Genomic DNA, 13083 nt, shown 5'->3' with positions numbered 1-13083 from the left:
ACTGAGTTTGCTTAGCGTCCGCGAATACGCGGATCCAGCGCATCGCGCAGGCCGTCGCCCAGATAGTTTACGCTGAGAACGGTCAGTGAGATCGCCAGGCCGGGCCAGAACACGCGCTCGGGGTATTGTTGTAGATAGTCAACGCCATCAAACAGCAAGCGGCCCCAGGTCGGGAAGTCGGGCGGGAAGCCCAAGCCCAGGAAGGACAGCGCGCTTTCAGTGATGATCGCCGTGGCAATCCCCAATGTCGCCGACACCATGATCGGAGACAGCACGTTCGGCAGGATGTGCCGCGTGATGATCTGGCTGTTGCTGGTGCCGATGGATCGGGCTGCCAGAACGAACTCTCGTTCCTTGATGGCCAAAACATCGCCCCGAACGATCCGGGCTGTCGGCATCCACGAGGTGATGCCGATGGCGCAGACGATCAGGATGAAAATCCCGCGTTCCAGCCCGAAGGCCGCAGACAAGGGCTCGCGGAACAGCAGCATCATGACCAGCAGCAGGGGCAGTAGAGGTAGGGCCAGAAACAGATCGGTTAGGCGCATCAGCGGCCCGTCGAGCCGCTTGAAGAACCCGGCGACCACGCCGATGAACGAGCCCAGGAACAGCGCCAGTAGCATCGCGGTGATACCCACCGAAACCGAGGTCTGTCCGCCGGACATCATCCGCGCCAAAATATCACGCCCCAACTGGTCGGTGCCAAACGGGTGCGCCCAGCTTGGCCCCTGATTACGCGACCGGATGTCGATCTGCGTTGGGTCGATGGTCCAGAGATACGGGCCCAGATACACTGCAGCGACGATGAAGATGAACAGGACTGCCCCGATCATCGCGCCTTTGTGTGTCTTGAACTGATCCCACACATCGCGCCACTGGCTGCGGGGAGGGGTGGACAGGTCGTCCATCACGCCTGCAGTTGGCAGGGCGGTGGAGGCCGGCGCAATACCTTCATCCGGGACCAGCGTATCCGTACGATCATGATCAGTCATAGCGAATCCTCGGGTCCAGAATGCCGTAGAGCACGTCTGCAATCAGGTTGAACAGTACGATCAGGACGGCAAAGATGAAGGTCAGGGTTTGAACCATCGGCAGGTCATTGGCCTGAATGGCCCCGATCAGCAACTGGCCGATGCCATTCACCTTGAAAACCTGTTCGGTGATGATGGCGCCGCCAAAGATGGCCGGGATACCCAGCGCGATCACTGTGACCACAGGGATCATCGAGTTGCGCAGGACGTGGACCATGACAACGGTGTATTCGCTGAGACCCTTGGCGCGGGCGGTGCGAACGTAATCCTGATTGAGGTTGTCCAGCATCGAAGCGCGCATAAACCGGCTGAGCTGTGCGGTGATCTGAAGCGCCAGAACCATGACTGGCATGATCATTTGCTTGAGTTGCACGACAAAGCTGTCCCAACTGTCGACCACCAGCGTGGTGTCATAGATCGAAGGGAACCAGCCCAGCTGGACTGAGAAGATCACGATCACCAGAACGCCCGAGAAGAAGGGCGGTACCGAGAAGCCGACCATCGACACGAAGGTGCCCATTTGGTCGAACCAGGAATACTGGCGGTAGGCCGAATAGATGCCGATGGGCAGGGCGATCAGGATCGCAACCACATAGGCGGTGCCGACAACCCACAGGGTCTGGGGGATACGCTGAACGACGATGTCCATGACCGGCGAGCGGGTCTGCCAGGAAATCACACGTAGATCACCTTCGGAAAAGGTGGTGCCAAACATCGAGTCGATCAGAACCTGCGGTTCGATCCAGAAGAACTGCACGATCCATTTCCAGAACCGGATATGCATCGGCTGGCCGAGGCCAAGCGCTTCGCGCATCTTCTCTTTGACTTCGGGGGGAACGGTGAGCGGAACCTGTGCCATCGGATCGCCAGGTGCGAGTTCGAGGAGCAGGAAGATGACGAGGCTGATGAACAGCAGTGTAGGCACCGCCAATATCAGTCGTCTGATGGTAAAATTAAGCATTAAGAGGCGCCTTTATATGCGTCTTCTTGTTGGGGTGGTGTGCAAAGGACCGCGCCCCGAAGATCGGGGCGCGGCTTTGCAAGGCTAACGCTTAGGAACCGGTCTTGCGGTACCAGTCAGCGATATTCCAAAGCTCGCTGTCCCAAACATTCAGGACAACGCCACCCAGGGTGTTTGCATGCGCCGACAGACGACCACGGTGCACCAGCGGGATCATACCGCCGTTTTCAACTATGATGTCGTTCAGCTGTTTCGCGATCTCGGCGCGCTTTTCCAGACCGGCAGTTTCGGCCAGCTGTGCGTGCAACTTATCGAACTCTTCGTTGCAGAAGCGGCTGATGTTTTCACCCTGCCACTGGGTGTCGGGACGAGGAGCCTTGTCGCATAGACCGTTGCCCAGATAGGACTGAGGGTCGGTGCCGTTGAAGGTGTTGGCGTACATTTCAACGTCGGCATAGAACTTCTGGAATGTGTCGGGCGAGCCCGGGTCACCACCGAAGAAGACCGACGCGTTGATGTTGCGCAGCTCGGTTTCGATACCGATTTGGCTCCACCATTCCTTGATCAACGCCTGGAAGTCTTGACGGACGGCGTTGGTAGACGTTTGATAGACAACTTTCAGCGGAACACCGTCTTTTTCACGGACGCCGTCGCCATTGGTGTCAACGATGCCTGCCTCGTCCAGCAGGGCGTTTGCGCCCGCGATATCCTGCGTATCGCAGGTCATCGAGGTCGAGTTGAACGCAGCCGGGGCCGGAACCCAGTTACAGGTCACTTTACCTGCCTGGCCATAGCCGATCTCAACCAGTAGCGGGCGGTCGATGGCCATGGACATGGCTTTGTAGACGGCCGGGTCCTGAAGGAACGGGTGCGGATGCGTTGCTGTCGACCGCTCGCCTTCCGGCAGGTCAGGCGACGGGTTGGTCTGGTTCAGCATGATGCGCTCGACCAGAGGACCGAAGCCCGCAACCGGGGTTCCTTTGCCGCCTTCTTGCATCTGCGCGATCACTTCGGGCGCCAGTTGCAGGTTCCAGGCATAGTCAAACTCGCCGGTTTCCATAACAGCACGACCAGCCGCCGTTGCATCGCCGCCACCCTTGAAGGTGACCGTCGCAAAGGCAGGTTTCGCCGGATCACGATAGTTGTCGTTCGCCTTGAAGGTGATCACGTCATTCGGCTTGAATTCGGTGACAACAAACGGGCCAGTGCCGATGGGGTTAAAGTTCTGTTCGGTGCATTCGGGGGCCTTCGCGCCCATGCAGTCCGCGAACTGAGCGGCTTGAATGATCGGGCTTTCGCCACCCACAAACGGGCCATAGGGGAACGGGGTTGGCTTGTCGAAGGTGACCTTGACGGTCAGATCATCCACCGCTTCGACGTTGGTGACGCCTTCAAACTTGGTGACCTGCGCGCAGCCGCCATCGGGGTCCATGCAGTAATTCGCGGTAAAGACCACATCTGCCGAGGTAAACGCCGAGCCGTCCGACCAGGTGATTCCCGGCGCAATTTTCCAAGTGATCGAAGTCAGGTCCTCGCTGACGCCACCGTTTTCAACGGTCGGGATCTCTGACGCCAGATAGGGCACCATGTTGCCGTCCTGGTCATAACGCGCGAGCGGTTCGATCACCAGCGATGCGGATTCAACGTCCTTGGTTCCGCCCGACAAGAAGGGGTTCAGGATCGACGGAGCCTGCCAATAAATGATGCTGACATTGCCGTCCGATCCACGCTCGGCCAAGGCCATCGGGGCCATCGCCGTGCTTGCGATCGCACCAAGCAAAAGGGTTTTGATCTTCATAATAAACTCCCGAAAAGGACACTTCCGTGTCTCGATTATCTCCGCAAGGCCTGCGGATTTGGCGTTGCCGCTTTGGGTAAGGGTCTGAATTGTTGCCGCAAAATCTGCTAAGATCCACGGAATCCATGATCTCCCCATCACGGTTACGCGAGGTATCGAAACAGAACTCTGGAAAAAAGCAAGGGTTGCCGTCGGGAAAAATGGCAACGGGTTTGACTTTTCCTGCCTTGCCGCCTTAGCGTCGGGCATCCGAACAAAAAAAGACTACCAACAGGAGCGCGTGCGTGCTGGATCAACCTATTGCACAGATCAAAAAACTGCGGGTCGAGTTTCAAACGAAAGATGGCCCCGTGGTGGGTGTCGAGGATGTCTCGTTCGAAGTAAATCCTGGCGAAACCGTTTGTATCGTTGGCGAATCTGGCTCAGGGAAATCGGTTTCCTCACTGTCTTTGATGCGTCTGGTTGAGTTTGGTGGCGGTGAAATCGCGGGTGGAGAGCTACTGTTTGACCGCCGCGACGGCGAAGAGATGGACCTATCAAACGCCGATCAGGATCTGATGAAACAGATTCGCGGCAATGAGATCGGGATGATCTTTCAGGAGCCGATGACAGCGCTGAACCCGGTTTTCACGGTCGGACGCCAGCTGACCGAAGGGCTGCGCATCCACAAAGAAATGTCCAAGGCGCAGGCCGAGGAGCGCGCGCTTGAGCTGCTGCGTCAGGTTCGAATCCCTGAACCTGAGCGTCGTTTGAAACAGTACCCCCATGAATTGTCGGGTGGCATGCGACAGCGTGTTGTGATTGCGATGGCGATGGCGTGCGAGCCACGTTTGCTCATCGCGGACGAACCCACGACCGCGTTGGATGTGACCATTCAGGCCGAGATTCTGGCATTGATGGACCGGTTGAAGCGGGAAACAGGTACGGCGGTGATGTTCATCACCCATGACATGGCCGTGGTGGCGCAGATGGCCGATCGGGTTGTCGTCATGTTCCGCGGAAACAAGGTTGAAGAGGGCACCGTAAAAGAAATCTTCGAGAACCCGCAGCATGACTACACCAAAGCGCTGCTGGCGGCGGTGCCGAAGCTGGGTGAGATGCGCGGCAAATCCGCGCCTGAACCCATGAAACTGCTGGGGGTCGAAGGGCAGAACATCGCCCCCATTCCGGGCACCGAAGAGGTTCTGCTGACCGTCAACAATCTGACAACGCGGTTCCCGGTCAAAGGTGGCTTGCTACGTCGTACTATCTCGAACGTTCATGCGGTCGAAGATGTGTCCTTTACCCTCAACAGGGGACAAACGCTGAGCCTTGTGGGCGAATCGGGGTGTGGAAAATCCTCGGCTGGACGCTCGATCCTGCGGCTGGTCGAGCCTATGGCGGGCGAGATCAATCTGGACGGCGTCGACATTATGAAACTGGATCCGTCCGGCCTACGCAAGGCACGGCTGGATATGCAGATGATCTTTCAGGACCCATTTGCCTCGCTCAATCCGCAGATGCAACTGGTCGATCAGGTGGCCGAGCCGATGCGCAACTACGGCGTCGCCTCAGGGTCGGAATTGCAGGACCGGGTCGCGCAACTGTTCGACAAGGTACAATTGCCTCGCAGCTTCATGCGTCGCTTCCCGCACGAGATGTCAGGCGGTCAACGTCAGCGGATTGCCATCGCCCGTGCACTGGCCCTGAACCCCAAACTGATCATCGCGGATGAGGCGGTTTCGGCGCTGGATGTATCTGTGCAGGCTCAGGTTCTGAACCTGATGATGGAGCTGCAATCTGAACTTGGCCTGTCCTACCTGTTCATCAGCCACGACATGGCCGTGGTCGAGCGTGTCAGCCACTATGTGGGCGTTATGTATCTGGGGCGCATCGTGGAACTTGGACCGCGCGCGCGTGTATTCGAAAACCCGCAGCACCCCTATACACAGGCGCTGATGAAGGCTGTGCCGATTGCTGATCCAAATCAGCGAAAATCGGAAAAAGACTTGAATTTCAAACCGATCCCGTCGCCCATTCATCCGATTGACTACAAGCCGGAACCGTCTGCGTATCGCGAGGTCGAACCCGGGCACTTTATCCTGACCACGGATGGCGGATACTGACCCACATGGCACAGCGTCTGACGCCGCTTGAGATCATGACCAAGCTGATCTCGTTTCCAACTGTAAGCCGCGAAAGCAACCTGCCGCTGGTCGATTGGGTCGAAGGATATCTGGGCGAGCACGGGATCAAGGCGCATCGCTGGCCTGACCCGAACCAACCGCACAAGGCAGCGATCTTCGCGCATGTGGGTCCTTGGGAGGAAGGCGCGGTCGTCCTTTCTGGCCACACAGATGTGGTGCCAGTCGACGGGCAACCCTGGGATACCGACCCGTTTGTTGTGACTGAGAAAGACGGCAAATATTTTGGCCGCGGCACCTGCGATATGAAGGGATTTGACGCGCTGGCCATCTGGGCCCTGGTCGAGGCTCAATATGCCGATCTAAAACGCCCGCTGCAATTGGCGCTGAGCTTTGATGAAGAGGTCGGTTGCACCGGAGCACCGCCCATGATTGAGGCGATGCAGAAAGTTCTGCCCAAAGGGTCGGCTGTAATTGTCGGTGAGCCATCGGTGATGCAGGCTGTCACGGGTCACAAGGGCGGCTTTGGTTATGACACGCATATGATCGGGTTCGAGGTCCATAGCTCGATCATGCATACAGGCGTCAATGCGATCATGGAGGCTGCGCCTCTGATCAACTGGGCCAATGAACAGAACGCCCGCAACCGGGCCGCGACGCCAAGTGACACGGCAGCGGTGTTTGATCCACCGTGGACCACCGTTCATGTGGGTATGATCGAAGGCGGTACTGCTCACAACATCACGGCCAAGGATTGCCATTTCATGCTGGATTTCCGCACAGTCCCGGATGAGGCCAAGGCCGACTGGCGAGATGCGTATTTCCAGCAGGTGCGCGCGGTTGAGACGCGGATGCAGGTCGTACATCCCGAGGCCCGTATTGAGATTTCCGAGAACTTCTCGATCCCCGGTCTGGTGCCCGAGCAGGATGGTGAGGCTGAAGCTCTGGTGCGCGCTCTGACCGGTGACAATGCCAGCCACGTGGTCAGCTACGGCACCGAAGCGGGTCAGTTTCAGGAAGCAGGCTATTCGGCGGTTATCTGTGGCCCTGGCGACATCGCACAGGCGCATCAACCGAACGAGTTTATCTCGGTCGCGCAGTTCGAAGCAGGGCACGCGTTCATGCAGCGGCTGGTCGATAAACTTTCAGGCTGACCAGCCCTTTGAAAGGAGGCATCCGATGCCGGTAAAAAACAGACTTGCCGAGATGCAGGATGAGATCACCAAATGGCGCCGCCATCTGCATATGCATCCCGAACTGATGTATGACGTCCACGAGACTGCGGGTTTTGTGATCGACCGCCTGAAAGAGTTTGGCGTCGATGATATCACGCCCGGCATCGGCAAAACCGGTGTTGTTGCTGTGATCAAGGGCCGCACGGATACCAAAGGTCGCGTGATCGGGCTGCGCGCAGATATGGATGCCTTGCCGATCGAAGAGGCGACGGGATTGGACTACGCCTCGACCGTCTCCGGAAAGATGCACGCCTGTGGGCATGACGGCCATACCTCGATGCTGCTGGGGGCGGCGCAATATCTGGCAGAGACGCGGAACTTTGATGGCACTGTGGTGCTGATTTTTCAACCGGCCGAAGAAGGCGGGGCCGGGGGGTTGGCCATGTGTCAGGACGGTTTGATGGACCGTTGGGGCATTCACGAGGTCTATGGCATGCACAATATGCCCGGCCTTCCAGTGGGCGAGTTCGCGATCCGGCCCGGTGCGTTGCTCGCGTCGTCCGATGAGTTTGAGATCGTTGTGACGGGGAAAGGTGGACATGCTGCAGCCCCGCATGAAGCCGTCGATACAACGCTCGTTGCTTCGCATATTGTTGTGTCTTTGCAGTCGGTTGTGGCGCGAACTGTCGATCCGATCAAGCGGGTGGTCCTGACGGTTGGCACGTTCGAGACGGACAGCGTGGCCTCGAACGTGATTGCACATACGGTCAGGCTAAAGGGCACGGTACGAACGCTTGACCCCGAATATCGCGCCATCGCCGAGGAACGTGTGCGCCGGATTGCCGAAGACACGGCCTCGGCCTTTGGTGCGACCGCACAGGTAACATGGACGCCTGGGTATCCGGTGACGGTGAATTCCGAGGCGGAAACAGGATACGCCGCCGAAGCTGCCGCCGCTGTGGCGGGCAAGGTGAATGACAGCACCGATCCCATCATGCCGTCAGAAGATTTCGCCTACATGCTTGAAGAACGGCCCGGAGCCTACATCTTTGTTGGAAACGGGGATACGGCCATGTGCCACCACCCGGAATACAATTTCGATGACGACGCGATTCCCGCCGGCTGCAGCTGGTTTGCCGAGCTTGTGGAACGACGATTGCCCATCGCCTAACATAGGGAGAATGCCATGCCGATCAGAAACCGCCTTGCAGAGCTGCATGAAGAGATCACCGGTTGGCGGCGTGACATTCATGAACACCCCGAAATCCTCTACGACACCCACCGCACCAGTGCGTTGGTGGCTGACAAGCTGAAAGAATTCGGTTGTGACGAGGTGGTCACCGGCATTGGTCGTACCGGTGTGGTTGGCGTGATCAAAGGTAAAACCGATACGCTAGGTCGGGCCATTGGGTTGCGGGCGGACATGGATGCGCTGCCCATGCAGGAGCAGACCGGGCTCGACTATGCCTCGAAAACGCCTGATGCGATGCATGCCTGCGGGCATGATGGTCATACAGCGATGGTTCTTGGGGCTGCGAAATACCTGGCCGAAACACGCAATTTCGACGGCACTGCGGTTGTGATTTTCCAACCTGCCGAAGAGGGTGGCAATGGGGCCGAGGCCATGTGTCAGGACGGGCTAATGGACCGGTTTGGCATTCAGGAAGTCTATGCGATGCACAATGTGCCGGGCCTGCCCACCGGCCAATTTGCCATCCGCTCGGGCCCGTTGCTGGCGGCGGCGGACGAGTTTGACATTCATTTGGAAGGTCATGGCGGGCATGCGGCCAAACCGCAGGAGACGGTGGATACTACGGTAATGCTGTCTCAGCTGATCGTGGCGCTGCAAACGGTTGTCGCGCGCAACGCGGACCCGATTGAACAGAGTGTTTTGTCTGTGACCTCAGTTGAGACATCATCGAAGGCGTTCAACGTGATCCCGCAATCGGCTCGCGTGCGGGGAACGGTGCGCACCCATTCCAGTGAGATGCGCGCCATGATTGAAAAGCGGCTGACCGAAGTTGCCACCGGCATCGCAGCAACGATGGGCGGCACCGCGACCGTGACCTACAACAAAGGCGTTCCGGTCACGATCAACGCCGAAGAACAAACCGGCTACGCCGAAGAGGCCGCGATTGCCGTTGGTGGCAGCTGCGGCGTGGCTCCTATGGTGATGGGGGGCGAGGATTTCTCGTTCATGCTGGAAGAACGTCCTGGGGCCTTCATCATTCTGGGCAACGGCGACAGCGCCGGGCTGCACCACCCCGAATACAATTTCAACGACGAGATTATTCCAATCGGATGCTCGTGGTTTGCCGAAATGGTCGAGCGCCGGATGCCGGCGGCTTGAAATAGGAGAGAGAAGAGATGCCAGTTAAGAACCGCTTTGCCGAATTGCAGGCCGAAATCACCGAATGGCGACGGGATTTGCACGAGAACCCCGAAATTCTGTTCGAAACGCATCGTACCAGCGCAATGGTTGCGGAGAAGCTGAAAGAGTTCGGCTGTGATGAGGTGGTCACCGGAATTGGCCGCACCGGCGTCGTGGGTGTGATCAAGGGCAAGTCTGACAGCAAAGGCAAGGTCATTGGCCTGCGCGCGGATATGGATGCGTTGCCAATCCACGAGGCGACAGGTCTGGACTATGCCTCAAAAACAGATGGGGCCATGCATGCTTGTGGGCATGATGGCCATACGGCGATGTTGTTGGGGGCTGCGAAGTATCTGTCGGAAACGCGGAACTTCGACGGCACCGTTGTCGTAATCTTCCAGCCCGCTGAAGAGGGAGGTGGCGGTGGTCGCGAGATGTGCGAAGACGGTATGATGGACCGCTGGAACATTCAGGAAGTCTATGGAATGCACAACTGGCCGGGTAAACCGGTTGGCAGCTTCGCGATCCGTCCGGGCTCGTTCTTTGCTGCCACCGATCAGTTCGACATCACCTTTGAAGGGCGCGGCGGCCATGCGGCGAAACCGCAAGAGACGGTGGATACAACCGTGATGACGGCGCAGGCGGTGCTGGCGTTGCAGACCATTGCCTCGCGCAATGCGGACCCGATTGATCAGGTGGTGGTGTCGGTGACCTCGTTCGAGACATCGTCGAAGGCGTTCAACGTGATCCCGCAGACGGTGCAGATCAAAGGCACTGTGCGCACGATGAGCAAAGAGATGCGCGATCTGGCCGAAAAGCGGATCAACGAGATTTGCAACGGCGTGGCGGCGACGTTCGGCGGCACCGCGGACGTGACCTATATCCGCGGCTACCCGGTCATGGTGAACAGTGACGAGCAGACCGCCTTTGCTGCAGATGTGGCCCGGTCTGTGTCCGGTGACTGTGAAGATGCACCTTTGGTGATGGGGGGTGAGGATTTTGCCTTCATGCTTGAGGAACGCCCGGGTGCTTATATTCTGGTGGGCAATGGCGACACGGCCATGGTGCATCATCCGGAATACAATTTTAACGACGAGGCCATTCCCGCCGGGTGCAGCTGGTGGGCTGAGATTGTCGAGCAGCGGATGCCGGCGGCCTGATGGCGATGGTGGGGGCTCTGCCCCCACACCCCCGGGATATTTTTAGCCAGATGAAGAGGGATCCTGCGCCTTTGGGGTAAGATTCAGGTGCGTGCAGAGCGTTTCTGCGACCTGGTTCAGCGCGTCTTTTTGAGTGCTGACGCAGGTTTGGGCAGCGCTGCGCGCGGTGGTCAGGGCGCCGTCGTCGGATAGCCAGGTTGCAACAGCATCGGAGAGGTCTTGGGCGGTTTGGACTTCGATTGCGCCTCCGCTCTCGACCAGGGGGGCAAAGGTTTCGGCGAAGTTGAAATAGCCCGGGCCGGTGAGGACCGCGGCCCCGGCTTGGGTGGGTTCGAATGGATTGTGGCCGCCGATCTCTTTCAACGACCCGCCAAGGAACACGATGGGGCAAAGCGCGTACCACGTGCCGGTTTCACCTAGCGTGTCGGCGACATAGATTTGAGTTTGGTCGCTAATCGCTTCACCTTTGGCGCGGAATGCGGCTGTGAGATCGGCCTGTTTTAGAAGCGCGGCGATGTCGTCGCGGCGTTCCGGATGGCGCGGGATCAGAAGCAGGAGCAAATCGGGCCAGCGTTCAAGCAGAGTTTTATGCGCTGCGAACACGGTTTCCTCTTCGCCTTCATGGGTAGAACTGGCGATCCAGACAGGGCGGCCTGCGATTCGCGTGCGGATGTCGGACAGCGCCTGTTCGTCGATGTCCAACGGATCGGCCATGGCTTTGAGGTTGGTGCCGGGTTTCACGTCCTCGGGTTTGGCACCCATCTCGATCAGATTGGCTGCGGTTCGGTCATTCTGGGTCAGGAAGAGACAAAAACTGTCCAATATGAAACGCGCAGTTTTGGGCCGCTTTTTCCAACCCTCGACTGATTTCTGCGAAAGACGGGCGTTCAGCAGGGCCAGTGGCACGCCGGCCCTGGCGCTTTCGACGATCAGCTGAGGCCAGATTTCGCTTTCGACAAACACGCCCGCATCGGGTTTCCAGTGTGAGAGAAAGCGCATTACAGGGCCATGCGTATCCAGAGGCGGGTATTGATGCCGTGTCCGGGGGGGCAGGCGTTTCTCAATTAGCGCGGCAGATGTGGGCGTGCCGGATGTAATCAGAAACTCGGCATCGGGCAAAAGCTTGCCTATCCGTCTGATCAGGCTGAGGACCGACAGGCTTTCGCCAACGCTGGCCGCGTGAAACCAGATCAGCCGGCCAGAGGGTCGCGGTAGGCTCGCATGACCCAGCCGTTCCTGCTGTCTTTTGTTTGGAACACCTGCAGCTTCAAGTTTGCGGCGCACGGTGCGCCACAACAAGGGCGCTGCGACAGCAATGATTCCGCAGTAGAGATGATACAGCAGCGTCGGCCGACCGGGGCGATGGTCGGGCATCCTAGCCGCCCGTATGGCTCATATGACGCGTCATCTGGCCATCAACGGCTTGGCGGGAATAGTCGAAATCATGGCCTTTGGGTTTCAGGTTGATGGCGGCGCGGATCGCATGCTCCAAAGGCGCTTCGCTGTCAGGGTGGTCACGCAGCGGGGCGCGCAGGTCGGCCATGTCTTCCTGGCCGAGGCACATATAAAGCTCACCCGTGCAGGTCAGGCGCACCCGGTTGCAGCTTTCGCAGAAATTATGGGACAGGGGCGTGATGAACCCAATCTTCTGCCCAGTTTCTTCCAACCTTACATAACGCGCGGGTCCACCGGTGCGTTCGGCCAGATCGGTGACCGCATAGTGGTTTTCGTATTCCTTGCGCACGTCCTTCAGCGACCAGTACTGATCCAGACGATCCTCGTTGCCGATATCGCCCATGGGCATCACCTCGATCCAGGTCAGGTCCATATCGCGTTCGGCACACCATTCGGTGATGCGGGGCAGTTCGGGTTCGTTGAAACCCTTCAAAGCAACCGCGTTGATCTTCACCCGCAAACCGGCCTTTTGCGCCGCATCAATCCCGTTTAACACCTGTTTCAGGCGGCCCCAACGGGTGACTTTGGCGAACTTGTCTTCATCCAGTGTATCCAGAGAGACGTTAACACGCCGCACTCCGGCGGCATAAAGATCATCGGCAAACCGATGAAGTTGCGAGCCATTGGTTGTGAGCGTCAGTTCCTTCAGCGCGCCGCTGTCCAGATGCCGCGTCATGGAGTGGAAGAAACTCATGATGTTGCGACGCACCAGAGGTTCACCCCCGGTGATCCGCAGCTTTTGAACGCCCAGATTCACAAAGGTCGAACACATTCTGTCCAACTCTTCCAGGGTCAGAAGATCTTTCTTCGGCAGAAAGGTCATGTTCTCGGACATGCAGTAGACGCAGCGGAAATCGCAGCGGTCCGTTACCGAGACGCGGAGATACGTGATGGCACGTGCGAAGGGATCTATCAGCGGAGCAGTCATGCGATATAGGTAATTTGGTATCCCCTTCACGGCAAGGGGCTAACGCGCTTTGGGCTGGAACAGATTGTTTGAGGGCTGTAG

10 protein-coding genes are annotated in these 13083 nt (G+C 58.3%); 5 read left to right on the top strand and 5 right to left on the bottom strand.

Annotated elements, in window-relative coordinates; all coding sequences use genetic code 11:
* Window positions 1–11: 11 nt before the first annotated feature.
* The 3 genes from ABLN87_RS05595 to ABLN87_RS05585 all read right to left on the bottom strand — a co-directional run bounded on the left by ABLN87_RS05595 (window position 12) and on the right by ABLN87_RS05585 (window position 3790).
* Window positions 12–992 (bottom strand): ABC transporter permease, encoded by a 981-nt coding sequence (locus ABLN87_RS05595; RefSeq protein ID WP_353008173.1) that lies wholly within the window; start codon window positions 990–992, stop codon window positions 12–14.
* A complete protein-coding gene (locus tag ABLN87_RS05590; RefSeq protein WP_353008172.1) occupies window positions 985–1992 on the bottom strand; it encodes an ABC transporter permease in 1008 nt (335 codons plus the stop codon). Before ABLN87_RS05590 ends, ABLN87_RS05595 begins: the two co-directional genes overlap by 8 nt.
* 91 nt (window positions 1993–2083) lie before the next feature.
* Entirely contained in the window at window positions 2084–3790 is a 1707-nt protein-coding gene (locus ABLN87_RS05585) for a peptide ABC transporter substrate-binding protein (protein ID WP_353008170.1), read from the bottom strand.
* A 284-nt stretch (window positions 3791–4074) separates the two neighbouring features.
* On the opposite strand from ABLN87_RS05585, the gene ABLN87_RS05580 reads away from it, so the two are divergent.
* From ABLN87_RS05580 to ABLN87_RS05560, 5 genes are read left to right on the top strand one after another with little or no spacing between them, the layout of a single operon-like run.
* Complete coding sequence (locus tag ABLN87_RS05580; protein ID WP_353008169.1) at window positions 4075–5895, top strand: ABC transporter ATP-binding protein; 1821 nt, start codon at window positions 4075–4077, stop codon at window positions 5893–5895.
* A gap of 5 nt (window positions 5896–5900) precedes the next feature.
* Entirely contained in the window at window positions 5901–7067 is a 1167-nt protein-coding gene (gene argE / locus ABLN87_RS05575) for an acetylornithine deacetylase (protein WP_353008168.1), read from the top strand.
* Window positions 7068–7092: 25 nt separating this feature from the next.
* Window positions 7093–8259 (top strand): M20 aminoacylase family protein, encoded by a 1167-nt coding sequence (locus ABLN87_RS05570; protein ID WP_353008167.1) that lies wholly within the window; start codon window positions 7093–7095, stop codon window positions 8257–8259.
* A 15-nt stretch (window positions 8260–8274) separates the two neighbouring features.
* Entirely contained in the window at window positions 8275–9438 is a 1164-nt protein-coding gene (locus tag ABLN87_RS05565) for a M20 aminoacylase family protein (protein WP_353008166.1), read from the top strand.
* A gap of 17 nt (window positions 9439–9455) precedes the next feature.
* Window positions 9456–10619, top strand: coding sequence for a M20 aminoacylase family protein (locus ABLN87_RS05560; protein WP_353008165.1), 1164 nt, complete (start codon window positions 9456–9458; stop codon window positions 10617–10619).
* Between the two features lie 42 nt (window positions 10620–10661).
* Here ABLN87_RS05560 and ABLN87_RS05555 read toward each other — a convergent pair whose 3' ends face one another.
* Window positions 10662–11993, bottom strand: coding sequence for a 3-deoxy-D-manno-octulosonic acid transferase (locus tag ABLN87_RS05555; RefSeq protein WP_353008163.1), 1332 nt, complete (start codon window positions 11991–11993; stop codon window positions 10662–10664).
* 1 nt (window position 11994) lies between these two features.
* On the bottom strand, window positions 11995–13002 hold the full coding sequence (gene moaA / locus ABLN87_RS05550; RefSeq protein ID WP_353008162.1) for a GTP 3',8-cyclase MoaA: 1008 nt from the start codon (window positions 13000–13002) through the stop codon (window positions 11995–11997).
* Between the last annotated feature and the right edge of the window lie 81 nt (window positions 13003–13083).

Source organism: Ruegeria sp. SCP10, from assembly GCF_040329495.1.
GTDB lineage: Bacteria > Pseudomonadota > Alphaproteobacteria > Rhodobacterales > Rhodobacteraceae > Ruegeria.
Note: the sequence above shows the minus strand (reverse complement) of the source record. Positions and strands in the feature narration are given on the sequence as shown.